Source organism: Enterobacter sp. SA187 (assembly GCF_001888805.2).
Taxonomy (GTDB): domain Bacteria; phylum Pseudomonadota; class Gammaproteobacteria; order Enterobacterales; family Enterobacteriaceae; genus Enterobacter_D.
Window position 1 is genome coordinate 4,280,122 of record NZ_CP019113.1, and the last position, 26,838, is coordinate 4,306,959.

A 26,838-nucleotide genomic window follows, 5' to 3' on the forward strand; every position below is an offset into this window, starting at 1 on the left:
CCGTAAAAAAGAGAGGGATTACGTAAAAAACGTAAGTTTCATCTTTTTCGAACGAATGCCATTTGACCTTTATCAACTACCACTAAGTTATTAGTTTAAAAGCCTCTTAACCTAAATGGTTCTTATTTAAAATTGACACATCAGGCTTATTTTTCTGACTTTTTAGCGCAATTCGAAGCTTACTGCCGTCATTTGCCCTGATAAATCCATAACCACAATCTGGTAGCTGCCCGCCTTCGTCAGTTGCAGGGTTAATCTTGCGGACGACTCATTTAACGCTTCGCCATTGATAAACCACCAGCGGCGTCCTTCTCCGCCGGGGGCATACAGCGGCAGCGAAACCTGCGCCTCGCCGGGCAGACGGCGAATCAACGCCCCTTCCCGTACGCCGGTCAACAGCAAGGGCGCGGCGGCATTCTGCGCAGGCGGCGGGCATTGCGCCGAAGCGGGCGGCAATCTGGCGGCACGACGCTCCCCCGCCGGCAGCCAGGCTTCAAGCGGCCGCGGCCAGACGATGAGCGTCTTTTGCGTGGCGTCCGGGCAGTCCGCCGCCACCCGCTCGCCCGCCTTATTCAGCCAGATGGGGAAACGAATGCCGTTAACGCTTTCCTGATCCGGTAACAGCAGCGTCGGCGGTTCGCTGCCGTCGAGCAGCCAGGTGGCGAGGCGACGACGGCAGTTGCTGTCGCCCTGCGGCAAACTCTGTCCCCCCGGCCAGCAAATCACGCCGCGCGTCACCGATGCCGGACGCGGATCGACAGGCTGATGCGCGTTGCCGCTCACCGACTGCGCCTGCAACAGATTATGTACCTGGTTAAGCAGCGGCACGGCGCTGGCGAAACCGAACTGTCCGGCGACCGGCGTACCGTCCGGCCTGCCGACCCAGATGCCGATCACATAGCGGGCGTTAATGCCAATCGCCCAGGCATCCCGGTAGCCGTAGCTGGTACCGGTTTTCCAGGCCAGCGGCACCACCGGCGACAGGGCGTTGTCCGGCAGCGGCTGCGCCTGTGAAGCCAGAATGCGGCGGATGATCCAGGCCGAACCCGGGGAGAGTAGCGGACGTTCGGCCAGAGGATCGGACGGCAGTAGACGCAGCGCGCCCGCTTTCCCCTGACGGGCAAAAGCGCTGTAGGCGGCGGTAATGTCCGCCAGGCGCGCCCCTGCCCCGCCGAGGATCAGCGATAAATTAGGCTCCGCTCCCGCCGGTAAAATCAGCGGTAATCCCGCGTTACGCAGACGCCCGGCGAAACGCTTTGGCCCGTAGGCTTCCAGCACCTGCACAGCGGGCAGATTCAGCGATCTGACCAGCGCTTCGCTCATACTGACCGGGCCGTGAAAACCGCTGTCAAAGTTGCCGGGGCGATAGTCGCCGGAGAGACGCGGAACGTCCTGTAACAGGGAGGCCGGATGGATCAGCCCGTCGTCTATCGCCAGACCATAGATAAAGGGTTTCAGCACCGAGCCAGGCGATCGCACGGCGGTCACCATATCCACGTGGCTGAAACGGCTGTCGTCGTTGATGTCCACCGATCCCACCCAGCCGCGCACTTTCATATCAGTGTGATCGACGACGATCATCGCCAGCGAACTACGCTGCGGCAGACGGGTTTTTACGTTCAGCGCCAGATCTTCCAGCTGGCGTTGCAGCCCGGCGTTCAGGGTGGTGACAATCTTGTCGCTACGGGTTTTTCCGGCGACGAGACGGGCGAACAGCGGGGCGAGCTGCGGCATCTGTCGGGGTGATAGCCACACCGGTTCTTCCCGCGACTCCCGCACCTGTTGCGCCGACCACACGCCCTGCGATGCCATTCTTGCCAGCACCTTATCCCGCGCCGCCTGGGCGCGCTCCGGCCAGCGGTCGGGACGCAGACGGCTCGGCGCCTGTGGCAGTACTGCGAGCAGCGCGGCTTCCGCATAGCTCAGCTGTGACGGGGGTTTACCCAGATAAGCCCAGCTTGCAGCCCCCACGCCCTGTAAGGTGCCGCCGAAGGGGGCGCGATTGAGATAGAGCGTAAGAATATCGCGCTTGGACAGATGCCACTCCAGTTGCAGTGCGCGCCACAGCTGCCGCGCTTTACCGGCGAAGGTACGGGAGTGGGGATCGAGCAGACGCGCCACCTGCATGGTCAGCGTACTGCCGCCGGACACCACCCGCCCCGAGCTCAGATCCTGCCAGGCCGCGCGGAGAACCGACAGCGGGTTAACGCCGGGATGCTGCCAGAACCAGCGATCTTCATACTGGATCAGCGCCTGTAAATAACGCGGCGATACCTCTTCGATAGTGACCGGATAGCGCCATATACCGTCAGCATCGGCGAAACGCCACAGCGGCGTGCCGTCTTCGCTGACCACCACGCGCGCCGGGTGCACCTCGGTAAGGGGCAGCGGCCAGATCCGATCTGCGAGCCAGACCATCGCCAGCACGATCAACAGCGCTCCCGGCAGCCAAAGCCAGCGGGAGCGCAATAAACGATGTTGCTTCACGTTATGGGGTGACAATCAGCGGGCCGCTTGCAGCTCCCGTTGCCCGCCACTGCGGCACATACATCGATTCCACCTGCGGCACCGGCACCTGATAAGTGCCCGGCGTCACCGCGCGCGCCAGATAAACCAGCGTCACCGGCTGCCCTTCGTTCACCGCCACGGCGGCGACAAAGCGATCGTCGCGGAACTCCATATGCTGAATATCCGCCTGCTGCATCTGATTAAGCAGATTGCGGATCTCATCGCCACTGTCTTCAAGGCTGGCGCTGCTGCTGGCCAGGTTCTGGTTTTCCAGTTCCAGGCCCGCTGGCAGCAGATCCACCACCAGCGCATCCGGCACGTTCTGGCTGGCGTTCACTTCCAGCGCCACCAGCACCAGATCGCCGCTCTTCAGCGAGCTGAGCGTCGTTGCCTGGCCGTCAGTACCGTAAATGCGGCGTTCGATGTGCAGCACGTTGGACGACGGCTGCGGCGCATATTCCGGATAACCGGTGGTGTCCAGACGCAGCCACAGCGGGGTATCGGCAGTGTTCGTCACCTGCAGCGCGGTCAGTTGATCCCCCGACAGATTGCGGGTCAGGGATTTATTGCCGTGCAGCGCTTCCGCCTCCAGAGAGGTTTGCGCCTGCCAGGTGCCCGGCAGATCCTGCAGGGATTTACCAGCGAGGAACAGGGCGTTGCTCTCCTGGGTGGAAAGCCAGCGCTGACCATAAGCCTGTTCAGAGAGGGTCATCAGCAACTGATTCTGCGCGTCGTTAAGCAGATTATTTTCCTGCAACAGCGCCAGCATCAGAGCGTTATCACGCAGCGCGCTGCCGTAATCCCCGGTCCAGCGGTCGCCCCCTTTACGCGGGGTTTTGAGCGCCAGTTTGAACGCCTGACCGCTGCGGGCTTCGTCGCCCATCAGCTTCAGCGCCACGCCGAGCTGCATTAACGGCAGGCCGGAATTCGCCTTATCGTGATGCTGCCAGATCTCGCGCAGTGCGCCGAGCGGGGCTTTTTGCTGACGCGCCAGCACCAGAGCGGCATAGGACTGGACGGCAAATTTGCTCGCCTCGCTATCTTCGCTGTAGCGCACGGCAATCACGCCCGGATCCTGCAAGTAGCGCAGCAGACGGGTGTTGGCGTTGTTAAGGGCGTCAGTCGGTACGCTGTACCCCTGCTGTCCGGCACGGACCAGGAAGTCGGTCACGTAGGCGGTGAGCCAGAACTCTTCTGCGCCATTTTTATCCCACAGGGCAAAACCGCCGTCGTCACGCTGCATCTGCAACAGACGGGCGATACCGATATCCACCGCCGCGCGGCGTTTTTCATCACTGTCGCCCACAATACCCAGCGCCTTCAGCTGGGCGGCGTTGGTATAGAGCGACGGGAACAGACCGCTGGCGGTTTGCTCCAGGCAACCGTAAGGATAGGCCCGCAGTTCCTGAATATAGCGCGCCAGGTTCAGCGGCGGCTTACCGCTGAGCAACAGCTGGCCCTGCAGGGTTGATGGCGCAAATCCGCTGAGACTTGACGTCGGCGCGGTCCAGCTCATTCCCGGATTGAGCAGCATACCGGTATTGACCGTCTGCGCCGGGTACGCCGGACGCACGCCAATTTTCCACTGTTTTTGCTGCGCCGGGAAGGTTTCACCCGGCAGCGTCAGGCCGCTGATTTGCGCGTTGATTTCACCGTCGCCAAAGCCATCTTTCGCACGTACCGGGATATGCATCGTAAAGCGTGCGCCCGGGGCGATTTTCACCGGCTGCGGCTGTGCGCCTTCCAGACTAATCAGCCCGCTGGTATTCAGGGAGACATTCAGCGTTTGCGGTTTGTCGGTCAGGTTAGTGAGATCGAGCGTCAGGCGCGTGGTATCGCCACTCGCCATAAAGCGCGGCATATTAAGTTCCGCAATCAGCGGCGCGGCGACGACAATTTTGTTTTCACTGCTGCCAAAATCGTCGTCGGTCCAGGCCTGAGCCATCAGCCGTAGTTCGCCGTTGAAATCGCCAATCGGCATTGAGACGGTGCCTTCGCCGTTTTCATCCAGCGTTACCGGCTGCGCCTGTTGCGCGACTATGGTCACATGATTGACCGGCGGCTTGCCGCCGCGGTTAAGCTCATCGCCGTCGCCACCGAAGCGCAGCGCGGCAAGACGCCCCTGCCCTTCAATGACCTGCCCGTAAATATCGTAGATGTCCGCGCCGTAGCGTTTCTGCCCGAAGAAGGCGTTCCACGGATCCGGCGTGACGTAATCGGTGATGTTAAGCACCCCGCTGTCAACGGCGGAAAGCAGAACGTTAACCTTTTTCGGCACCACGCCATTTTTTACCGTGGCCTTCACCTTAACCGTCAGATCCTGATTCGGACGCATTTTCGGCGGGTTATCCAGCGCAATGCTCAGGCGGCGGTTTTCATCGCCCAGCGGCAGATGCAGCAGCCCGACCGCGCGTTTCGGCGTGGCGGAGCGGGATTTATCCCCCGGACGCACCACCAGCGTACTCAGGTACAGATCGTGACGTTTCCAGGCTTTATCCACCGGAATGTCCAGATCCAGCCCTTCAGCAGGCACGTCGATCTCCTGCCACCACAGCGGGCCTGCGGCAGATTCGACCATGGCGTAACCTTTACCGGCGGCCGGTGCCGTAATATGTAACTTAATGGTATCGCCAGGCTGGTAGGCGGGTTTATCCAGCTTCATGGTGACGCGATCGGGACGCGCCGCGCCCGCCCCGTCACTGTTATCCTGCCAGCTGTAACCGGCCCAGAAACGCACGCTGCTGACCGTTTCATCCGGCGCTTTCACTTCGAGGCGATAGGAGCCCCACTCCACCGGGAAGGTCACTTTGCCCGTTTCATCAGCGCGCAGATCCAGCGACTGCTCGCCTTCGACCAGATCTTTTTGGTCATACTGCGACAGCCAGCCCTCGCTCTCTGACCAGTTCCAGAAGTAGTCGCGGCGCTCGCGGATCAGACGCACCTGCAGGCCGGAAACCGGCTGTTTAACGCCCTCCGCGTTGACGTAAACAATATCAAAGGCCGCATTGCTGTTTTCATCCACCATCGGCTGATTGACCGTGGTGTCGGTGCGGTAGTCATACACCGCTTTAGCGGCAAACTGCGGACGAATACCGGGCAGCGCCTGCGCAGGCCAGATAGCCTGTTCAACGCGACGGGTGACCGGGCGGCCACCGGATTCCAGCAGGCTGGCCTGCAAAATCACCTGTAACGGCGAGTGCGCTTCCTGCCACTGGCTTTCCACGCTTACCTGGCCATGGCCTTTTTCATCCAGTGTTGCCTGTACTTCGTCCAGGCTGCGGGAGAGGTTTTCTTCCGCGATGTTACCGAACTGGAAGCCCGGCAGGGCTTTCACCGCTTCACGCAATGGACGCAGGAACAGCTGTCCCTGCAAGGTATTGCCGTTTGCCGGCGCGCCATACAGATAGTAACCGGTGACGTTAAAGTCCACATTGTCCGCCATCGCCAGCGGCGTTTTACTGCCTTCGAGCACCAGCGCCATGCGCTCCGGCATGAAGTCTTCCACGTGGAAATCCCACTGGATCAACTGGTTGTCGCCGGTATTGGCGCGCACGTGCCACAGGCCCGTCTGGGCGTTTGCATCAAGGGCATAATTCACCTGATACAGCCCGTCCTGCGGCTGGCTCACCAGCGTGCGCACCACCTGGCCGTCGGGTTTCACCACTTCCAGCTTCACCGGCTGCGCCGCCAGCGGTTTACCGTCGGTATCACGCAGCAGGCCGTTGAGGATCACGGTTTCGCCGGGGCGATAGAGATCGCGCGGGCCAAACATAAAGAATTGTTTGTTGTAGCCAGGCGCGCCTGCGATATCGAACTCAGCCAGATCCAGCGCCGGGAGTTTAAGATCGAGCAGCGTGGTTTCACCGTCTTTGCGCGCCAGCAGCAGCGCGGCGTCTTTGTCGGTTTCCAGGGTCGCGTGGCCTTTGTCGTCGCTTAATGACTGCGCCAGCGTCTGCCCTTTCTCATTGAGCAGCATCACTTCGATACCCTGCTGCGCCCCGCCGTTTTCCAGGCTCTGCGTGAAGACATCCAGCCGGTTATGATAACGGTGCGCGGACACGCCGATGTTGCTCAGCGTAAAGAGGGTGGCGGCATTACTGTAGGTGTAATGCCCGGCCTGGTTCATCACCGCGATATAGACACCTGCCTGCTGTAACGGCTTGATTTCGCCAAGCGGCAGCAGCAGTTTTTCACGGGTATTACGCGCCGGATTGAGGTCAAAGCGGCCGGTATACACCAGATCCGCCATTTTCAGCAGTTCGTCAGATTCCCAGTTAGAGAGCGAATTACGGTACTCCCACTGGCTGACGAAGGCGGGCAGTGACTCGGGTTTCACCCGGTAAAAATTCACGTCGACGTTATTCACGTTCAGCGCCATCACCGGCAGCCCTTCGACGACTTTTCCGGGCAGCAGCGATCCGCGGCTGGCAAAGCCAACGCTGGGCTGAATATCGCGGGTAGTAAGGGTTTTTTCGTAATTGACGCCGAACGTGGCTTTGTTGAGCGCCAGCAGACCAGAGTCAACGGAGACCACCAGTTCGCGGTTCGGCTCCAGATGGCGTAAACGCAACTCTTTCAGGTTGGGCGCCAGCTCCCATGCCCCGTCGACCTTGCCGTTTTTCTTATCGACGAGGTGCACGTTTTGCGCGAAATCCTGATCCGGATCGAGCGGAATGGAGAAAGTCAGCACCAGGGTGGCGGCGCCATCCAGCTGAACTTCTGAGGCGTCGATAAGCGTCAGCGCTTTATCTTTGCTCTGCGCCGCCAGTTTTTCCCTTTGCGCCGCATCAGGTTTTGCGGTGGGTTTTGCCTCTGCTGTGGTTGCCGCTTTGGCAGGCGCTGCCTGCGGCTTATCGTTGTCATCACAACCCACGACGGTGAGCGCTGTCAGTAATGCCACTGACAGCGCCGCTAATTTTAACGGTTTCATCCTGTGTCCCTTGCCCAAAAGCCCGTTACGCGACGGTACGCTGATTATTATGCGCGAGCGGCTGAAATACAAAGTCAGATTCTGACTCTGGAAGACGCCTCGCAAATTGCCCTGCGCCTGTTGATGCACCATTGTAAGGTGGATCACAGGTCATAACGTTACATGTTACGTTATGCGTCATTTGTTTTTAAAACAATAAGATAGCTGGATAAGCACCGCTTGCGACTGCTACCGTTATCCTGTCTTCGCACCGTTGTGCGCGGTTCATATAAGAGAATACGTTATGAAAAGAGCCGTTAATGCCCTACAGAATTTCGGTAAATCGCTTTATGGTCCGGTACTTATCCTGCCAATTGTGGGTCTGTTTATCGCATTTGGCAATGTGTTCGGTAACGGGAATCTGGCGGAGTATGTGCCTTTTCTCGGTCACCCGATTATTCAGAACATCGGACAGCTCATCGCTAAGTCTGCGGTTTCGGTGCTGGTTAACCTGGCGCTGGTCTTCGCCGTCGGTATTCCGGTAGGCCTTGCCGCGCGGGATAAAGGCTACGCGGCGCTGATTGGTCTCGTTACCTTTGTCGTCTTTATCAACGCCATGAACGTCACGCTGCAAATGCAGGGCGAGCTGGCTCCTGCGGATCAGATGAAAGCCGCGGGGCAGAGTATGGTGCTTGGCGTGCAGGTGCTGGAGATGGGCGTGTTCGCCGGGATCCTCACCGGCGCGCTGTCGGGTTATCTCTATAACCGCTACTCCGGGGTGCAGTTTGCCGGGGCGATGGCGATCTATTCCGGTCACTGCTTCGTCGCCATCATTATGCTGCCGGTTTCCATGATTCTGGGCGTCATCATGAGCGAACTCTGGCCCTTCGCCCAGCACGGTATCAGCACGCTGGCGCTGGCGATCAAAGGCGCGGGCCCCATTGGCGTAGCGATTTACGGCTTCCTTGAGCGCATTCTGGTGCCTACCGGTCTGCATCATCTTGTCTATACCCCCTTCCTGTATACCGAGCTGGGCGGCACGGCAGACGTGTGCGGCCAGACGTATCAGGGCGCGCGTAATATCTACTTTGCGGAGATGGCCTGTCCGGATGTTAAGCAGCTAAGCAGCACCGTGGTCTGGGATGCGCGCGGCATCAGCAAAATGTTCGGCCTGCCCGCGGCGGCGCTGGCGATGTATATGACCGCGAAGCCGGAGCGTAAAGCGGCGGCAAAAGCCATACTTATTCCGGCGGCGTTAACCTCCCTGCTGGTGGGCGTGACCGAACCCATCGAATTCTCTTTCCTGTTCGTCGCCCCACTGCTGTTTGTGGTGCATGCGGTGCTTACCGGTATCGGCATGATGCTGTTTTATCTGCTGGGCGTACACGCTATCGGCGCGAACGGCATCATTGATTTCATTCTCTATAACCTGCCGCTCGGCACCGAAAAGTCTAACTGGCCGATGTATATCCTGGTCGGGCTGATCATGTTCTGCCTCTACTTCGTGATTTTCCGCTTCCTGATCCGCCGCTTTGATATGAAAACGCCAGGGCGTGAAGAGGACGATCAGGAGACGCGCCTGTACAGCAAGCAGGAGTATCAGGCGAAAGGCAATAACAGCGGGCTGGGCGAAGCCATCGTGCTGGGGCTGGGCGGACGCGAGAATATTGACGTGGTCGACAACTGCTACACCCGTCTGCGGGTGACGGTAAAAGATGTCGACGTCATTGATGAACCCCGCCTGAAAGCGACAGGCGCGAAGGGCATCATCAAACAAGGTAATAACGTTCAGGTGGTCTACGGGCTGCATGTCAAAAAAATGCGAGAAGCCGTTGAGACGTTTCTCTAAAGGAGCCAAACATGTTTAAACCTCCCTTTATTTTAGCTATCGCCGGCGGCGGCAGCACCTACACCCCTGGCATCGTAAAAAGCCTGATGGTGCGCCTGGAAGATTTTCCGCTGGCGGAGATCCGCGTTTACGATATCGACGCCGCGCGTCAGAACACCATCGCGCCGGTAGTGGAAAAAGTGATCCGCGATCACAGCCAGAGCATCAGGTTTACCGTCACCAGCGATCCGGAAGTGGCCTTTAGCGGCGCACATTTCGTCTTCGCCCAGATGCGCGTCGGTCAGTACAAAATGCGCGAGCAGGATGAAAAAATCCCTCTGCGTCACGGCGTGGTAGGTCAGGAAACCTGCGGGCCTGGCGGCCTGGCATACGGCCTGCGTACCATTCTGCCGATGGTGGAACTGATCGATCTGGTGGAGCGCTATGCCCATAAAGACGCCTGGATCGTCAACTATTCCAACCCGGCGGCTATTGTTGCCGAAGGGGTACGCCGTCTGCGTCCTCATGCGCGGGTGCTGAATATCTGTGATATGCCGGTCGCCGCCATGCGTAATATGGGCGCAATTCTCGGGGTGGATCGCCATAAGCTGGAGGTGGATTATTTTGGCCTTAATCACTTCGGCTGGTTTACCCGCGTGCTGGTGGATGGCGAAGATCGTCTGCCGGAACTGCGTCGACATATCGCGAAATTTGGCCTGCTGACGGAAGATGCGGCGCAAACCGATCCGCAGCACTCGGATCCGTCGTGGGTGAAAACCTGGCGCAACATCCAGCCGATTATGGAGCACTTCCCGGAGTACCTGCCGAACCCGTATTTGCAGTATTACCTGATGCCGAATCAAATTGTCGAACATCAGGATCCGAACATCACCCGCGCCAATGAAGTGATGAACGGGCGCGAGAAAAAGCTGTTTGCCGCCGCCGAAGAGTACCAGCGTACCGGTATTCTGCCCGATGCCTTTCACGTCGGCGTGCATGGCGCTTTTATCGTCGATGTGGCCTGCTCGCTGGCGTTTAACCTGCGTCAGCGCCATCTGGTGATTGTGGAAAACAAAGGCGCAATCGCGAACCTGCCTTATGACGCCATGGTGGAAGTGCCCGCGTACATCACCTCGCAGGGGCCGGAGCCGATACGCATGGGCGCGGTGCCATTATTCCACCAGACGCTGTTAATGCAACAGCTGGCGTCAGAGCAGTTGCTGGTGGAAGCCACCATTGAAGGCAGCTACGAGAAAGCGCTCCAGGCCTTCACCCTTAACCGTACCGTGCCGACCATGCAGCATGCGAAAGCGATTCTGGATGACATGATCGAGGCAAATCAGGACTACTGGCCAGCGCTGAAAAAAGCCTGGCGAGACGGAGAATCCGTGTGATTTTCTGAAGCTTGCTCGCGACTTAGCGATGGTGAACTTGTCGGTGTGAGAAAAAACACCGACAATCCGTTAATACATACCCTAAATAATTCGAGTTGCAGGAAGGCGGCAACTGAGCGAATCCCCAGGAGCTTACACAAGTAAGTGACTGGGGTGAACGAAGGCAGCCAACGCACATGCAACTTGAAGTATGACGGGTAAAGACGCTGACGGAGATAACCATGACCACCTCATATTTTGTCGCAGCCGACTGGCTCATCGAACACAGTGATGATCCTGAAATCCAGATTATTGACGCCCGTATGGCCCCTGCCGGACAGGAGCATCTGCGGGATATGAACGCTGAATACCGCGCCGGGCACCTGCCGGGCGCGGTTTTTTTTGATATCGAAGCTCTTTCCGATCACAGCACTCCCCTGCCGCATATGCTGCCGCGCGCCGAAGCCTTTGCGGTGGCGATGCGCGAGCTGGGCGTCGATCACCGTAAACATCTGGTGGTCTACGATGAAGGCAACCTGTTTTCCGCGCCGCGCGCCTGGTGGATGCTGAAAGCCTTTGGCGTTGAGACCGTCTCGATTCTGGCGGGCGGGCTGGCGGGCTGGCAGCGCGCCGGGCTGCCGCTACAGGAGGGTGAAGTGACGCTGGCGGAAAGCGATTTCGAGGCCACCTTCGATGCCGATCGTGTAAAACGTCTGACCGATGTGCTGCTGGTCAGCCACGAACGCACAGCACAGCTGGTGGATGCCCGTCCGGCGGCACGCTTTAACGCCGAAGCCGACGAACCTCGCCCCGGTCTGCGCCGCGGCCATATTCCCGGCGCGCTTAACGTGCCCTGGCCGGATCTGGTGATTGAAGGCGAGCTGAAAACCACCGATGAGTTAAAAGAAATCTTTGCGCGTCAGGGTGTGGATCTGCATCAGCCGATTATCGCCAGCTGCGGCTCCGGCGTCACGGCGGCGGTGGTGATCCTTGCGCTGGCAACGCTTGGCGTCAACGATGTCAAACTGTACGACGGTTCATGGAGTGAATGGGGCGCACGGGACGACCTGCCCGTTGAGCCGGTATAAACAAGGATAACCACGGATATGGATAACCGACTGGCGCCATTGCTGACGCACAGTAAATCGCTGACGCGGGCGGAGTACCGCGTACTGGCCCATCTGACGGCGCACCCGCTGCAGGTGGGCAAAATGACCGTGCGCGATCTGGCGCAGGCGACCTACGTTTCCACCGCCACCATTATGCGTTTATGCCGCAAGCTCGGATTCAGCGGCTACAGCGAGCTTATCTGGCACTGTAAGCAGCTGCTGTCCGACACGCCACATATCGGCGTGGAGGCGGGGCTGAGCGCGGATCTGCCCGCGCTGTTCGGCCAGTTTATCAACAACTATCAGCAAACCTTTCGCTGGGTAACGGAAGAAAAACGCCGCCAGTTCGCGGCGCTGTTGCGGGAAAAAGAGAGCTTTTTTCTCTATGGCGCCGGGTTTTCCTATCTGTTCGCCGAATACCTCACCAAGAAATTACAGGTACTGGGCAAAACGGCGTTTATTTCCGGACCGGGTGACAGCCGCAATATTTTTCTCAGCAATGCGGCGCGCTATGAGGTGTTTATTGCCGTATCGCGCAGCGGCGAAACGGAGCAGGTGGTGGATAAGGCGACGATCGCCGCGAATGTCGGCATGACGGTGGTGGCCTTTACCCGCGCCTCGGTGAATACCCTGGCGGGGATGGCGGATCTGCACTTTCCGCTGTATGACGAAGCGGTGCATTACGATGCCGAGGCCGCAGGCGTGACCTCGTTTGAGTCGAATCTGGTGCTGCTGATGGATTTGCTGTTGCTTGAAGCGACCGGTTGATACTGTGCCGGATGGCGGCGTAAACGCCTTATCCGGCCTACAAAGATCGGGTGACAGTTTGCCGGATGGCGGCGCAAGCGCCTTATCCGGCCTACAAAGACGCGTGACAGTACGCCGGATGGCGGCGCAAGCGCCTTATCCGGCCTACATGGTGATCAAATAATACGGTTTTGTTTGAAGTCGCGCAGGAAGCTGCCCCAGCGCTTTTCATAAAACGGCGTAATATGCGCCATCATAAAGTGGCTGATGCCCTTATCGCCTTCTACCACCTGACAGATGTCGATGGGTTCATCCCCCGGCAGGGTGTCAGTGGCGACGCTGCCCGTGGTCTGGATCACCGTTTCGATGTCGCCTTCCGCTTCAATGCCAATCAGCAAATTCGCCGGCGCGTCGGCCCCTTCTTTGATGGAGCACAGCCAGGCGCGCCTCACCGTTTTCAGGGTCTTAAACAGCGTGGTCAGCGAATCGATCATCTGCGCGGGCGGCTCCGCCACTTCTGACAGCAACAGCGAAGTACCGCCCTCCAGCACTTCCTGCTGGCTGAGCGGGTTTTCTTCCCCACCCACCAGATGGCTGATTTCGCGCGGCGTGAACTCTTTACCGGTCGGCAGTTTGGCGTTCAGGAACAGGGTTTCGCCCAGCGTCATTTCAAACAGCGTACGCACCGGCAGCACCACAAATGCCTGCTCGTCGCTTACCGCCTGCTGTAAGGCTTCCAGCGAGGTAAAGAACGGGATCACCGAAGTGCCGTCATCTTTTTCCCAGTGCTGAAGCTCCAGCGCGGAGTCTGCGACCACGGCCTCCCCTTCTGCTGCCGTACCCGGCACCCAGACGGTGGCCGTCATCAGCGCCCGGAAAAATGCCGGGCGGTGTGCAGGTTCCGTGGCCGCCTGCTCAAGCAGGGTTTCCAGTTCGTTTTTCGTTTCCGACATGCTTATTCCGCCGTCAACAGGTTCGCGATGGCGCGCACACCCAGACCGGTTGCGCCTGCTGACCACTGTTCAACCGCCGCTTTACGATAGGTTGCGGAGCAGTCGATGTGCAGCCAGCCCTGTTTGTAGTTTTCCACAAAGTGGGACAGGAAACCTGCCGCGGTGCTGGCACCCGCCGGGAAAGCCGCGCTGGCGGTGTTATTGAGCTCTGCAAAGTTCGACGGCAGCTGGCTGCGATGGATCTCCGCCAGCGGCAGACGCCAGAACGGTTCGTTTTCGGCAGCGGCGCTCGCCAGCAGACGGTTAGCCAGCTGGTCGTCAAAGCTCAGCAGCGCGTGGTAGTCGTTGCCCAGGGCGGTTTTCGCCGCGCCGGTCAGGGTGGCGGCGTCGATGATCATCTGCGGTTTTTGCTTGTCGGCGTTGATTAAGCCGTCAGCCAGCACCAGGCGGCCTTCCGCATCGGTATTCATGATTTCCACGGTTTTGCCGTTACGATAGCGAATAATATCGCCCAGTTTGAAGGCATTGCCGCTGATCAGGTTGTCGGCGCAGCAGAGATAAAGTTTGACGCGTTTTTTCAGCCCGCGGGTGATGGCAAAGGCCAGCGCGCCGGTGATGGTGGCCGCGCCGCCCATATCGGACTTCATGGAGTCCATAAAGGCGCTTTGTTTGATGCTGTAGCCGCCGGAGTCAAAGGTCACGCCTTTGCCGACGAGACAGGCGAACACCGGGGCGTCTTTGTCGCCGGTCGGGTTGTAGTCCAGCGCCAGCAGTACCGGCGTGCGCTCAGAGCCGCGACCCACGGTGTAGATCCCCATGTAATCCTGCTCGCGCAGATCTTCGCCTTTGGTGATGCGATAGCTGACCTGGTCGCCAGCCACGTCGCTCAGCAGATCGACCGCGCGCTCTGCCAGCTGCTCCGGGCCTAACTCTTCAGCCGGGGCGTTGATGGTGTCGCGCACCCAGTCGATAATTTTACGGCGGCTGTCCAGCTCTTTCTGCTCCGCTTCCGGCAGGCTGGCCCACTCCACTTTGCGGCTGCCTTTCGGCCCTTTATAACCCTGCCAGAAAGCCCAGCTGCGATCCACGTCCCAGCCTTCACCAGCCAGCGCCACATGTTTAATACCCAGCCCGTCGATTTTACGCGCGGCACGCTGGATCAAGCCTAAATCGTCTTTACCGTTAAGATGCAACGTGATGCCTTCAGCATTGATGCTGTAGGTCGCTTTTTCGCCCCAGCGCGCGTCGGCAGGCGCGGTGGATAAGGTGATGTTCATGGCTTCAGTTGTCATTTTTTTATCCTTTCTGGCCTGTATGTTAAAAGGGCCGCCCGCAGGCAGCCCGTTTAATTATTCTGCTTCATCTAACCAGACTAGCAGAATCGCTTCCAGAATTTTTTCATTGGATGCGTTTGGATCGTCATCAAAGTCTTCCAGGTCGCAAATCCACTGGTGCAGATCGGTGAAGCGAACGGTTTTCGGATCCAGATCCGGGCGGCTGTCGTACAGCGCCTCGCCGATTTCCCGGCTGTCGGTCCACTTGAGGCCCATATTAATGCTCCCGCGCGTGGTTAATGGTGTAGCGCGGCATCTCGACCACCAGGTCTTCGTCGGCGACGCGGGCCTGACAGCTTAAGCGGCTTTCCGGCTCCAGCCCCCAGGCTTTGTCCAGCATATCGTCTTCGTCTTCGGTGCTCTCGTTCAGCGAATCAAAACCTTCGCGCACCACGCAGTGACAGGTGGTGCAGGCGCAGGATTTTTCGCAGGCGTGTTCAATCTCGATACCGTTGCGCAGTGCCACGTCGAGAATGGTTTCACCAGTATTCGCTTCCAGAACTGCGCCATCCGGACAGAGGTCCTGATGAGGCAGAAAAACAATCTTAGGCATGTTAAACCTCGTCTACGGAATGGCCTTTCAGCGCGCGACGGACTGACTGGTCCATGCGGCGAGCGGCAAATTCCTGGGTTTGTTTGTCTGTATTTTTAATGGCTTGTTCTATTGCGTCGGTGTCATCGCCTTCCGCCATCGCGCGCAGATGCGCGGCAGCGTCGTCAATGGCCTGACGCTCTGCGGCGCTTAACAGCGCGGCATCGGCAGCAAGCGCGCTTTGCAGGCTTTCCAGCACGCGCGCCGCCTCCACTTTTTGCTCCGCCAGCATACGCGCTTTCACGTCCTGCCCGGCAAAGCTCATGGAATCCTGGATCATGGTGGCGATTTCGCTGTCGGTCAGCCCGTACGACGGTTTGACCTGAATAGAGGCTTCCACGCCGGTGGATTTCTCCATCGCGGTGACGGAAAGCAGCCCGTCAGCATCCACCTGGAAGGTGACGCGGATATGCGCCCCGCCCGCCGGCATCGCCGGAAGACCACGCAGCGCAAAGCGGGCCAGCGAACGGCAATCCTGCACCAGCTCGCGCTCGCCCTGCATCACGTGGATCGACATGGCGGTTTGCCCGTCTTTAAAGGTGGTGAATTCCTGCGCTCGCGCTACCGGAATGGTGGTGTTGCGCGGGATCACTTTCTCCACCAGGCCGCCCATGGTTTCGAGGCCGAGGGAGAGCGGGATGACGTCCAGCAGCAGCATTTCGCTGTCCGGCTTGTTACCCACCAGAATGTCGGCCTGGATTGCCGCGCCAATTGCCACCACGCGATCGGGATCGATGGAGGTCAGCGGCGTGCGGCCAAAGAATTCGCCGACGCGCTCGCGCACCAGCGGCACGCGGGTTGAACCGCCGACCATCACCACTTCCAGCACTTCACTGGCCTCGACGCCCGCATCTTTCAGCGCGCGACGGCAGGAAAGTAATGTGCGTTTTACCAGCGGCGCGATCAGCGCATCAAACTGCCCGCGGGTGATAGTGCCCTGCCAGCCCGCCACCTTAACTTCAACGCTGTCGGCGTCGCTTAAGGCGATTTTCGCCGCGATGGCCGCATCCAGCAGCTCGCGCTGTTGATGGTTGTCGCTGCGATCGCTCAGGCCCGCCTGTTCACGGATGTGATCCGCGAGCAGGTGATCGAAATCATCGCCGCCCAGCGCGGAGTCGCCGCCGGTAGCCAGCACTTCAAACACGCCGCGGCTCAGGCGCAGGACGGAAATATCAAAGGTGCCGCCGCCCAGATCGTAGACCGCGATCACCCCTTCGGTGCCGGAATCCAGACCATAAGCAATGGCCGCCGCGGTCGGCTCGTTAAGCAGGCGCAGCACATGCAGCCCGGCAAGACGCGCCGCGTCTTTGGTGCCCTGACGCTGGGCGTCATCGAAGTAGGCAGGTACGGTGATCACCACGCCGTCGAGTTCGCCCGCCAGCGCCTCTTTAGCGCGTGCCGCCAGCGCGGAAAGAATATCGGCGGATACGCGCACCGGATTCAGCAAGCCAGCCGGGGTGGCGATCATCGGCAGACCGTTTTCACTGGCCTGCAACTGCAACGGCAGATGTGGGTAACGGGCCTGAATATCCGCCAGCGAGCGCCCCATCAGGCGTTTTACCGAACTGATGGTATTGACCGGATCGCGGGCGGCGTTGTCGCGGGCGTCATAACCCACTGAGTGATTGTTCTGCTGATAATGCACGACCGAGGGCAGCAGGTGACGCCCTTCGCTGTCGGGCAGGGTTTCTGCCTGGCCGCTACGCACGGTAGCCACCAGCGAATTGGTGGTGCCTAAGTCAATGCCTGCCGCCAGCCGACGCTGATGCGGCGCAGCGCTCATGCCAGGCTCACTAATTTGTAATAAGGCCATGTTAGCTTCCGAAATTAAAAATCTTGCAGCTTTTCTTCGAGTTGTTCTGTCGTGCTGCGTAGTTTATCGAGAAAACGCAGTTTGCGCACAGCATCGGCGGCCGCGTCCCAGGATTTCGCGTCTAACTGTTCAATCATCTGCTGCTGACGGGCGTTGTACAGCGTGCCGATGCGGGTCTGAAAGGCTTCAAGCCTGTCGACATCCTTCGCCTGTTCGATCTCATCCAGCTCTTCGCGCAGCTCAAGCTGTTCCATCAGGAACGCCGTATCACGCACGGTATGCTGCTCGTAGGAGAGATCAAAACCCTGCAGCGACAGCAAATATTCGGCGCGCGTTAAGGGGTTGCGCAGCGTTTGCCATGCCTGATTGATCGTGGCGGAGTGTTGTACTGCGGCAAGCTGCTCGGCTGGGGTGCCGCTGGCAAACCGGTCAGGATGATACTGACGTTGCAGATCCTGAAAACGAGCTGTCATCGCCTGGATATCGAGGTGATAACCGGCGGGCAACCCAAAGAGGGTGAAGTAGTCCATAACCATTCCGGGGTTGATCAGTTAAAGCAAACCCCACACACAGCGGGCTGAGGTGGGGTTTGTTGGTTCAGGCACGATTAAACGTTGAAGCTTTCGCCGCAACCACACTCATCTTTAACGTTAGGGTTAGTGAATTTAAACCCTTCATTCAGGCCTTCTTTTACGAAGTCCAGCTGAGTGCCGTCGAGGAATTGCAGGCTCTTGCCGTCGACCACGACTTTCACGCCCTTGTCTTCGAAAACGGTATCTTCAGCCGCCGGTTCGTCAACAAACTCCAGTACGTACGCCATGCCAGAACAGCCAGAGGTTCTGACGCCCAGACGCAGGCCAAACCCTTTTCCACGGTTGGCCAGGAAGGAATTTACGCGCGCGGCAGCACTGTCGCTAAGGGTAATCGACATACAAACCTCAACTATTTGGCTTCACGTTTGCTTTTGTAATCCGCAATCGCGGCTTTAATCGCATCTTCTGCCAGGATAGAGCAGTGGATCTTCACCGGCGGCAGTTCAAGCTCGTCGGCAATATCGGTATTTTTGATCGCCTGGGCTTCGTCCAGTGATTTACCTTTCACCCACTCGGTGACCAGCGAGCTGGACGCGATAGCAGAGCCACAGCCGTAGGTTTTGAAACGCGCGTCTTCGATGATGCCGTCGTTGTTGACTTTGATCTGCAGTTTCATAACGTCGCCACAGGCTGGTGCACCCACCATGCCGCTGCCAACGCTGTCATCGCTGTTGTCAAAAGAGCCAACGTTACGCGGGTTTTCGTAGTGATCTATTACTTTTTCGCTATAAGCCATTTTCTATTCTCCTGATGCCGAAACCGATTAATGATGTGACCATTCGATGCTGTTGAGATCCACGCCCTGTTTGAACATTTCCCACAGTGGAGAAAGGTCGCGCAGACGGCCAATGGATTTGCGTACCAGCTCGATGGTGTAGTCGATCTCTTCTTCAGTCGTAAAACGACCCAGCGAGAAACGGATAGAGCTGTGCGCCAGCTCGTCAGTCATGCCCAGCGCGCGCAGCACGTAGGATGGCTCAAGGCTTGCAGAGGTACAGGCGGAGCCCGAGGAGACAGCCAGGTCTTTCAGCGCCATGATCAGCGACTCGCCTTCAACGTAGTTAAAGCTGACGTTGAGGATGTTCGGCGCGCCCTGCTCCAGATCGCCGTTCAGATAGACTTCTTCCATATCCTTCACGCCATCCCACAGACGGTTACGCAGGACGCGCAGGCGCGCCATCTCGGTTTCCATCTCTTCTTTGGCGATACGATAGGCTTCACCCATGCCGACAATCTGATGCACCGGCAGCGTACCGGAACGCATACCGCGCTCGTGACCGCCGCCGTGGATCTGGGATTCGATACGGATACGCGGCTTACGACGCACGTACAGCGCGCCAATGCCTTTCGGACCGTAGATTTTGTGACCGGAGAAGGACATCAGGTCAACTTTCAGCTGCGTCAGATCGACCGGGATTTTACCCACGCTCTGGGTGGCATCCACGTGGAAGATGATGCCACGCGAGCGGCACAGTTCGCCGATGGTCGCAATATCCTGCACCACGCCGATTTCGTTGTTCACGTGCATGATGGACACGAGGATAGTGTCCGGACGCATCGCCGCTTCGAGTTCTTTCAGGTCGATGATGCCGTTACGCTGCGGGGCGAGATAGGTCACTTCAAAGCCTTCACGCTCCAGCTGACGACAGGTGTCGAGAACCGCTTTGTGTTCGGTTTTGCTGGTGATGATGTGCTTGCCTTTTTTCTGATAGAAGTTGGCAGCGCCTTTGATCGCCAGGTTATCGGATTCTGTCGCGCCCGAGGTGAAAACGATCTCACGCGGGTCTGCGCCAACCAGTTCAGCGATCTGGTTACGGGCGATATCAACAGCTTCTTCCGCCTGCCAGCCGAAACGGTGGGAACGGGAGGCCGGGTTACCAAAGGTCCCGTCCATGGTCAGAAACTGCATCATCTTCTCGGCAACACGCGGGTCCACCGGCGTGGTTGCGGAGTAGTCGAGATAAATTGGTAATTTCATTGCTTTTAAGCTCCGTACATCACTCTAATGCAAGGAATCAGGCAATCGGCTGGATGTACGACCGAAGGGGCGGAACACGCGGTCCCGGCCTGATTCAGAAATTCTTTATTTTTTATGTATTATCCGAATCGAGTCGGATAACTAGGCGCGCAGCTTAACGTCGATAGCGTCCTGCGCGCGGGTATTACGTTGTGATTCCTGGCTGTGCTGACGATCGGACACGTCCATGACTTCCTGGTTATTCACCAGTTCGCCCAGCGTAATATTGTTTAAGAAGCCGGTCAGACGGTCGCTCAGATCGCGCCACAGCGCGTGGGTCAGGCATTTATCGCCGCCCTGGCAGCCGCCTTTACCCTGGCAACGGGTAGCGTCTACGGATTCGTCAACGGCGCTGATCACTTCGCCTACGGCAATGCTGTTGGCGTCTTTGCCTAACAGGTAGCCGCCACCTGGACCGCGAACGCTGGCAACAAGGCCATTTTTGCGCAGGCGGGAGAACAGTTGTTCCAGGTAAGAAAGGGAAATACCCTGACGTTCAGAAATATCTGCCAACGGAACCGGGCCAGCTTCGGAGTTGAGTGCAACGTCCAGCATTGCGGTAACGGCATAACGGCCTTTAGATGTTAGTCTCATGTCTTACTTAACCTCAAACGCGCCCCTGCCCGGGGTTGTTATTAAAATATGTAGTGTTGCATAGCAGGCGCAAGTCTGACATTCCCGACTAAAATGGTCAACTATTTACTTGACTGTTTTAGTCAGGTATTTGACCTTCTGTGCCGTCGTTATTAACTTCCCCGGCAAGCCTGTGCCGCCGGGCAAGCAACCGTTACTTCTCTTTATTCTTCAGCTCAATAATCGACGCCAGCATGCCGCGCAGGATATTGAGTTCCTGCGCTTCAGGGCGCGCGCGGGTAAACAGGCGGCGCAGTTTATTCATCACCTGCCCCGGATGGTTCTCGCGGATAAAACCGGTGGTCAGCAGCGTCTGTTCCAGATGACCGTAAAAGCGCTCCAGATCGTCCACCAGCGGATAGGGGATTTCCTCTGGCTGCACGTCACTGCTTTCCTGGGTGGCAAGCCACGCCATGCGCACTTCATAGGCGATCACCTGTACCGCCATCGCCAGGTTCAGCGAGCTGTATTCCGGGTTGGCGGCAATGGCCACATGATAGTGGCACTTCTGTAATTCTTCGTTGGTCAGACCGACGCGTTCACGGCCAAACACCAGCGCCACCGGCGCATGTTGCCCTTCGCTGACGCTTTTCAGGCCGCACTCGCGCGGATCCAGCATCGGCCACGGCAGGGTACGCGAACGGGCGCTGGTCCCGACTACCAGGCTACAGCCCGCCAGCGCTTCATCCAGCGTATCCACAATATTGGCGTTGCCGATCACGTCGCTGGCGCCTGCCGCCAGCGCGATGGCCTGCGAGTCAGGTTTAACCAGCGGATTCACCAGCCAGAGATTGGTCAGGCCCATGGTTTTCATGGCGCGGGCGACCGAGCCCATGTTGCCGGTATGAGAAGTTTCAACCAGTACGATACGGATATTTTGCAGCATAAGTTTTCTACGGCTAAAGATTATTCACGCATATTATCATAAACCGAAGACAGATAACGAACTCGCTGCTATACTCTGCGCCGTTTTCCCCCGTTCTTTAACATCCAGTGAGAGAGACCGATGCATCCGATGCTGAACATCGCCGTGCGCGCAGCGCGCAAGGCGGGTAATTTAATTGCCAAAAACTATGAAACCCCGGACGCTGTTGAAGCGAGCCAGAAAGGCAGCAATGATTTTGTGACTAACGTTGATAAAGCTGCTGAAGCAGTGATTATCGAAACCATTCGCAAATCTTACCCGCAGCACACCATCATCACCGAAGAAAGCGGTGAGCTTGAAGGCGAAGATCAGGATGTACAATGGGTTATCGATCCACTGGATGGCACTACCAACTTTATCAAACGTCTGCCGCACTTCGCGGTATCCATCGCTGTTCGTATTAAAGGCCGCACTGAAGTCGCTGTGGTTTACGATCCGATGCGTAACGAACTCTTCACCTCTACCCGTGGTCAGGGCGCACAGCTGAACGGCTACCGTCTGCGCGGCAGCACCGCCCGCGATCTGGACGGCACTATTCTGGCGACCGGTTTCCCGTTCAAAGCCAAACAGCATTCCAAATCCTATATCAACGTGATCGGCAAACTGTTTACCGAGTGCGCTGACTTCCGTCGCACCGGTTCTGCCGCGCTGGATCTGGCCTATGTTGCCGCCGGTCGCGTGGATGGTTTCTTTGAGATTGGCCTGAAGCCGTGGGATTTCGCCGCGGGCGAACTGCTGGTGCGTGAAGCAGGCGGCCTGGTGTGTGATTTCACCGGCAACCATAACTACATGCATACCGGCAACATCGTGGCAGGTAACCCGCGCGTGGTGAAAGCCATGCTGGCGAACATGCGTGATGAACTGAGCGATGCGCTGAAGCGTTAATTCGTCTGGTTTTGCCCGGTGGCGCTATGCTTACCGGGCCTACGGGACTGTCTGGTTCTGCCCGGTGGCACTGCGTTTACCGGGCCTACGGAACTGTGTGGTTCTGCGGGTTATGTAGGCCGGATAAGCGCAGCGCCATCCGGCGGTATCAAAACGGCCTTAACCCCCGCACCGGCGTTACCGCGCTCATCCACATCACCACTGCCGCCACCACCAGTACTGCCCCTCCGGCCAGCGCCAGCGTGGTCCAGCCAATCTGCCGCCACAATACCGGCGCTTTATTGCCGCCAAGCTTCACCGCTAACTGGCGGAAACTGTGCACCAGCAACGCCAGCGACGAAATGGTCAGCGAGGTGCCTGCCGCCATCGCCATTGCGGACGCCATACCCCAGCCAAACACCCCGATCACCTTACTGAATAGCAGCACCATCAGCGCGCCGGAACAGGGACGCATCCCCATCGACAGCACGATCATCAGCCGCGCCCGCCAGTCATCGCCGCTCTGTAATTGATCCGCCGTGGGCAGATGCTGATGCCCGCAGCCGCAGTGCTCGTCATGGACATGATGCGGCGTGAAGGACTTAAAGGTCGGTCGCCGGAGTAAGCGGCGTAATTTTTTCAGCGCGCGAACACATAACAGTACGCCCAGCACACCCACCAGCGCATAGCTGGCTTTCTCAAGCCAGGCTCCGCTGATATGCAGTTGCCGGGCGGGAAGCTCAAGCAGCGTCAGCACCACCACCACCAGCGCAATCGCCACCAGCCCCTGTAATAAGGAAGCGGCCAGCGTCAGGCCAATACTGGATCGCAGTTTTGACGGATGGGTGGCAAGCCAGGTGGCGATCACCACTTTGCCGTGCCCCGGCCCCAGCGCATGCAGCACGCCGTAAAGAAAACTGAAGGCCAGCAGCGAGCCGCCTGCCCTTGCCGGATTATCCGCCACGGCCTGTAACAGCCCGCTCATGCGTCTGTTGACATCCCGCTGCCAGCCAACGCTTTCATACAGGATCCATGACCAGTGCTGCCACAGCAAAATGCCGCACACGGCGGCCACAATAATAAACAGCGCCAGCGGCCAGAGCGCCGTCCAGCGTCGCGGGCGTTTCATCGTCTGGCCTATCACTGACATGTTACTGTCACCTTTTGCGCGAACTGTTGTCCCAGCGCCATGTCTTCCGGCGGCGCGTCCTCTTTATCCAGCGACTGCGCGAACTTCAGGGTTTCTTCGCCCGGCGTCGGCGTATCCACCTTCAGCTGACAGCTTTTTTGCAGCGCCGCGGGCAGCGTCACGTCCTGATCCCGGGCGTAGCTCATGTCCACATAATAGGTGGGATCGAAAGTGGAAAAGGTGTAGGTCTGTCCGGCGAGCGGCTGCGGCTCGGCCAGCGGCAGTACAAATGTCAGCACCGCCTGATGCCCTTCCCGCGCCATACCGTACTGGCTGGGGCGATTGAGGAACTTCACCTTCTGGCCGTTGTGCCAGAATTCGGTGAAATAGTGCTGCCCCAGCACATTGGCCATCACTTCGGCGGCGAGTTTTTTCCAGATCTCATCTCCCGGCTTTGCGTCTTTCGCGTCATACAACAGATCCGCTGAAGTGATCTCATCCATCGTCCAGCGCATTTGCAGCCCGGTAAGCTGGCCGTTGTCCGCCACCAGCGCCGTCTGCAGGCCGATAAAGCTGTGCGGATGCGCCTGCGCGGGCAGCGATAAAAGCGCGAGAAAGAGCGCACCGGCGCATTGTTTAACTGTTTGCATGTGTTCCTTACGTGAAAAATTCTGTGATGTTCCCCGGCATTCCTGAGGGAAAGCTCCCCGCTTGCGCTTTCGCCGTCGCATCCTTTAGCTATTCTTAACAAAAACCCCTAACTGGAGCCAACGCAGATGACCCTTGTGATGACCCCTCCATCTGTCCTCTCCAGCCCACAACGTCGCTGCCATGCTTTTCTGATGTTGTCGTTGCCCGGACACGCTCTGACGCCCGAAAGCCTTGGCGAACTGAACGGTGTGGATGGTGCCGTCACCCGGCAAGATATAGCCGACACGGGTCTGGAGATCCAGCGTTATCATCGGCTGAATATCATCACCCAGCCCGATGGCTGTTATCGCATCGAGGGCAGCGTTCTGGATCAGCGGCTGTGCCTGGTGCACTGGCTGCGGCGTGCGCTGCGCCTGTGCCCGCAATTTATCAACGATCATTTTACCCCGGCCCTGAAAACCGCCCTTAAACAGAGCGAGATTGCCCGTCCGTTGTATGACGATACCAATCTCCAGGCGCTGATTAATCTTTGCGCGCGCAATTTGCAGCGCCAGTTTGAATGCCGCGACGTGCAGTTTCTGCGTCTCTATTTACAGTATTGCCTGCTGCAACATCAGCTTGGCTTTACCCCGGAGTTTAATCCCGTCCAGCAGGCCTGGGCGCAGAGCCGCGCAGAATACCGCGCCGCCCAGGACATTGTGCGTCACTGGCAACGCCGGGTGGCGAAGATGCCCCACGACAGCGAACACCTGTTCCTGGCGGTGATGTTTATGCTGTTGCGCACCCCGGATCCGCTGCGCGACGGGCATCAGCAGGACCTGCGGCTGCGCCGCGCGGTAAACCAGATGATTGGCCGCTTTCATGCACTTTCAGGTATGCGCTTCAGCGATGAGCAGGGGCTGGCGGATCAGCTCTATATCCATCTGGCGCAGGCGCTGGATCGCAGTCTGTTCGGCATTGGCATTGATGACACCCTGCCGGAGGAGATGCACCGCCTCTATCCGCGTCTGATGCGCACCACCACACAGGTAATGGGCGGCATGGAGCAGGAATATGGTCTGCGCTTTAGCCCGGAGGAAACCGGTCTGGTGGCGGTAATATTTGGCGCGTGGCTGATGCAGGAGAGCGATCTGCACGAAAAACAGGTGCTGATCCTCACCGGCGACGATCCGCAGCTTGAGCAGGAGATTGAGCTGCAACTGCGCGAACTGACGCTATTGCCGCTCAATATTAAGCACCTGAGCCTGGCAGCGTTTCAGGAGGAAGGCGCGCCGCGGGAAGTGGCGCTGATCGTCACCCCCTACGCCACCGCCCTGCCGCTGTTCTCCGCCCCGCTAATCCATGCCGCCGGATCCCTGAGCGAGCAGCAGCAGAGCCATATCCGCGTTATGCTTGAGGGCTGATGCGCGGACGCAGCACCATTGCCGGTAAGGCCACCAGCGCCATCACCCAGAAAACGCCCTGGTGCAGATGCTGGAACAGGAATCCGGCGAAGACGGTCATTACCGCGATGCTGCCGCCCATGGCGACGGCGGAGTAAACCGCCTGTAAGCGGATCACTTCAGCGCCCTGACGGGCGGCGATATAGCGCATGGCCGCCAGATGGCAGACGGTGAAGGTGCCGCAGTGCAGGATCTGGATCAGCACCAGTCCTGGCAGCGCCGTCGTCCAGCCCATCAACCCCCAGCGCACCACCCCGCACACCGCCGAAAGCAGCAGCAGATCGCGGGCGCTCCAGCGGCGGAACAGTTTATTGCTCAGGGTAAAGACCACCACTTCCGCCACCACGCCCAGCGACCAGAGATAGCCCACCGTTGAGGCGGAATAGCCCGCCTCCTGCCAGTAGATGGCGCTGAAGCCGTAATAGGCGGCGTGCGCTCCCTGTAACAACGATACGCAGGCCAGAAAACGCCAGCTCTGGCGGATCAGGCTTTTCCACGCCGGCCAGCCTGCGGCCTCCTGCTGGCGGCTTTGTCCCTGCGGCATTACCGTCGGGCGCAGCAGCATTCCCAGCAGCATGGAGATCAGGCCAAGCGTGAGCATCGCCAGAATCGCCTGATGATCGTACAGACTCACCAGCTTACCGGTCACCGCCGAGCCAATCACAAAAGCGATGGATCCCCATACCCGCACCCGGCCATAGTCCATGGTGATCTGCTTTTGCCAGGTGTTGGCGAGCGCATCCGTGAGCGGCACCAGCGGCGAGAAAAACAGGTTAAAGCCGATCATCACCACCATCAGCCAGGCGACGCTATGTCCTGCCCAGAATGCCAGCGCAAACAGCAGCGTAAGCAATGCCAGCACCCGCAGCGCGGTAATAAGTCGGGAAGGATCGCTGACGCGCGGGGCGATCAGCAGACTACCAAGGAAGCGTGCCACCAGGCCTGCGCCCAGTAAAATACCGATGGTTTCCGGCGTTAAACCGGTGCCCTTGAGCCAGACGCTCCAGAAAGGCAGAAAGATGCCGTAGCTAAAGAAATAGGTGAAGTAGGCGAGCGCCAGCCAGCGCGTGGAGTGCAGAACCATGATTTCCTCCTGAATGGTGGCGGTAGTCTGGCGATAAACGGCGGTAAACACAAGTGAGCGCTTAACAGGTTTTTAACATCACCGGTAAAAAACCGCCCAGGGCAGGCTTATCGTTTCAGCTCACATATTTGAAACATTCCCGGCGGCTGGTGCGCAGAAATCCGGCAAAAAAACCGCTTCAACCCATCAAATGATAAACAATTGTTAATTTATAGTTAATAAAAAATCCGAATTTAACAAAGACAGCCTTACTGATTGTGAAGCTAATGTTATTTTTTAACTATAATTTAACTAAATTAGATCTAAAAAATAACAAAAATGGGCAGTCATCACA

General features: G+C 58.3%; 22 protein-coding genes. 6 read left to right on the forward strand and 16 right to left on the reverse strand.

The genetic code is table 11. From position 1 onward, the window contains the following. Window positions 1-162 precede the first annotated feature (162 nt). Together pbpC and BMF08_RS20445 are read right to left on the reverse strand one after the other, a co-directional pair. Window positions 163-2,502: a peptidoglycan glycosyltransferase PbpC gene (gene pbpC, locus BMF08_RS20440; protein WP_442778368.1), complete on the reverse strand. Its 2,340-nt coding sequence runs from the start codon at window positions 2,500-2,502 to the stop codon at window positions 163-165. Continuing rightward, on the reverse strand, window positions 2,489-7,438 hold the full coding sequence (locus BMF08_RS20445; RefSeq protein ID WP_072569338.1) for an alpha-2-macroglobulin family protein: 4,950 nt from the start codon (window positions 7,436-7,438) through the stop codon (window positions 2,489-2,491). The genes pbpC and BMF08_RS20445 overlap by 14 nt, the downstream gene beginning before the upstream one ends. A gap of 283 nt (window positions 7,439-7,721) precedes the next feature. Here BMF08_RS20445 and BMF08_RS20450 point away from each other — a divergent pair, with 283 nt between their 5' ends. From BMF08_RS20450 to BMF08_RS20470, 4 genes are all read left to right on the forward strand, one after another. After that, window positions 7,722-9,266, forward strand: coding sequence for a PTS transporter subunit EIIC (locus BMF08_RS20450; RefSeq protein WP_072569339.1), 1,545 nt, complete (start codon window positions 7,722-7,724; stop codon window positions 9,264-9,266). 11 nt (window positions 9,267-9,277) lie between these two features. Next, window positions 9,278-10,639, forward strand: a complete 1,362-nt coding sequence (locus BMF08_RS20455; protein WP_072569340.1) for a 6-phospho-alpha-glucosidase — start codon at window positions 9,278-9,280, stop codon at window positions 10,637-10,639. 221 nt (window positions 10,640-10,860) lie between these two features. Further along, window positions 10,861-11,706 carry a 3-mercaptopyruvate sulfurtransferase gene (gene sseA, locus BMF08_RS20465; RefSeq protein WP_072569342.1) on the forward strand — a complete coding sequence of 282 codons (846 nt, stop codon included), beginning with the start codon at window positions 10,861-10,863 and terminating at the stop codon, window positions 11,704-11,706. A gap of 18 nt (window positions 11,707-11,724) precedes the next feature. Continuing rightward, entirely contained in the window at window positions 11,725-12,495 is a 771-nt protein-coding gene (locus BMF08_RS20470; protein WP_072569343.1) for a MurR/RpiR family transcriptional regulator, read from the forward strand. 155 nt (window positions 12,496-12,650) lie between these two features. On the opposite strand, the gene sseB is transcribed toward BMF08_RS20470, so the two are convergent. The 11 genes from sseB to trmJ all read right to left on the reverse strand — a co-directional run bounded on the left by sseB (window position 12,651) and on the right by trmJ (window position 21,295). Then, window positions 12,651-13,427, reverse strand: a complete 777-nt coding sequence (gene sseB, locus BMF08_RS20475) for an enhanced serine sensitivity protein SseB (protein WP_072569344.1) — start codon at window positions 13,425-13,427, stop codon at window positions 12,651-12,653. A gap of 2 nt (window positions 13,428-13,429) precedes the next feature. Further along, entirely contained in the window at window positions 13,430-14,719 is a 1,290-nt protein-coding gene (gene pepB / locus BMF08_RS20480) for an aminopeptidase PepB (RefSeq protein WP_072569345.1), read from the reverse strand. 57 nt (window positions 14,720-14,776) lie between these two features. Continuing rightward, the gene (gene iscX / locus BMF08_RS20485) at window positions 14,777-14,977 is read right to left on the reverse strand and encodes a Fe-S cluster assembly protein IscX (protein WP_064544436.1); all 201 of its coding nucleotides are present in this window, start codon (window positions 14,975-14,977) and stop codon (window positions 14,777-14,779) included. Window position 14,978: 1 nt separating this feature from the next. After that, a complete protein-coding gene (fdx, locus tag BMF08_RS20490) occupies window positions 14,979-15,314 on the reverse strand; it encodes an ISC system 2Fe-2S type ferredoxin (protein ID WP_072569346.1) in 336 nt (111 codons plus the stop codon). A gap of 1 nt (window position 15,315) precedes the next feature. Further along, on the reverse strand, window positions 15,316-17,166 hold the full coding sequence (gene hscA, locus BMF08_RS20495; RefSeq protein ID WP_072569347.1) for a Fe-S protein assembly chaperone HscA: 1,851 nt from the start codon (window positions 17,164-17,166) through the stop codon (window positions 15,316-15,318). Between the two features lie 14 nt (window positions 17,167-17,180). Next, a complete protein-coding gene (gene hscB, locus BMF08_RS20500) occupies window positions 17,181-17,696 on the reverse strand; it encodes a co-chaperone HscB (protein WP_072569348.1) in 516 nt (171 codons plus the stop codon). A gap of 77 nt (window positions 17,697-17,773) precedes the next feature. Next, window positions 17,774-18,097 (reverse strand): iron-sulfur cluster assembly protein IscA, encoded by a 324-nt coding sequence (gene iscA, locus BMF08_RS20505; RefSeq protein ID WP_072569349.1) that lies wholly within the window; start codon window positions 18,095-18,097, stop codon window positions 17,774-17,776. An 11-nt stretch (window positions 18,098-18,108) separates the two neighbouring features. Beyond that, on the reverse strand, window positions 18,109-18,495 hold the full coding sequence (gene iscU / locus BMF08_RS20510) for a Fe-S cluster assembly scaffold IscU (RefSeq protein ID WP_064327000.1): 387 nt from the start codon (window positions 18,493-18,495) through the stop codon (window positions 18,109-18,111). Window positions 18,496-18,522: 27 nt separating this feature from the next. Further along, complete coding sequence (gene iscS / locus BMF08_RS20515) at window positions 18,523-19,737, reverse strand: cysteine desulfurase (RefSeq protein WP_072569350.1); 1,215 nt, start codon at window positions 19,735-19,737, stop codon at window positions 18,523-18,525. Window positions 19,738-19,878: 141 nt separating this feature from the next. Further along, the gene (iscR, locus tag BMF08_RS20520; protein ID WP_072569351.1) at window positions 19,879-20,370 is read right to left on the reverse strand and encodes a Fe-S cluster assembly transcriptional regulator IscR; all 492 of its coding nucleotides are present in this window, start codon (window positions 20,368-20,370) and stop codon (window positions 19,879-19,881) included. A gap of 193 nt (window positions 20,371-20,563) precedes the next feature. Further along, window positions 20,564-21,295 (reverse strand): tRNA (cytosine(32)/uridine(32)-2'-O)-methyltransferase TrmJ, encoded by a 732-nt coding sequence (trmJ, locus tag BMF08_RS20525; protein ID WP_072569352.1) that lies wholly within the window; start codon window positions 21,293-21,295, stop codon window positions 20,564-20,566. Window positions 21,296-21,415: 120 nt separating this feature from the next. Here trmJ and suhB point away from each other — a divergent pair, with 120 nt between their 5' ends. Further along, window positions 21,416-22,219 carry an inositol-1-monophosphatase gene (gene suhB, locus BMF08_RS20530; RefSeq protein WP_072569353.1) on the forward strand — a complete coding sequence of 268 codons (804 nt, stop codon included), beginning with the start codon at window positions 21,416-21,418 and terminating at the stop codon, window positions 22,217-22,219. A 148-nt stretch (window positions 22,220-22,367) separates the two neighbouring features. Here suhB and BMF08_RS20535 read toward each other — a convergent pair whose 3' ends face one another. Then, complete coding sequence (locus tag BMF08_RS20535; protein WP_072569354.1) at window positions 22,368-23,348, reverse strand: nickel/cobalt transporter; 981 nt, start codon at window positions 23,346-23,348, stop codon at window positions 22,368-22,370. Then, on the reverse strand, window positions 23,339-23,977 hold the full coding sequence (locus BMF08_RS20540; RefSeq protein ID WP_072569355.1) for a DUF1007 family protein: 639 nt from the start codon (window positions 23,975-23,977) through the stop codon (window positions 23,339-23,341). Before BMF08_RS20540 ends, BMF08_RS20535 begins: the two co-directional genes overlap by 10 nt. A gap of 126 nt (window positions 23,978-24,103) precedes the next feature. Between BMF08_RS20540 and csiE the strand changes: the two genes are divergently transcribed. Beyond that, entirely contained in the window at window positions 24,104-25,381 is a 1,278-nt protein-coding gene (gene csiE, locus BMF08_RS20545) for a stationary phase inducible protein CsiE (RefSeq protein ID WP_072569356.1), read from the forward strand. Here csiE and BMF08_RS20550 read toward each other — a convergent pair. Then, the gene (locus BMF08_RS20550) at window positions 25,365-26,504 is read right to left on the reverse strand and encodes a 3-phenylpropionate MFS transporter (RefSeq protein WP_072569357.1); all 1,140 of its coding nucleotides are present in this window, start codon (window positions 26,502-26,504) and stop codon (window positions 25,365-25,367) included. The two genes, csiE and BMF08_RS20550, sit on opposite strands and share 17 nt — an antisense overlap. Between the last annotated feature and the right edge of the window lie 334 nt (window positions 26,505-26,838).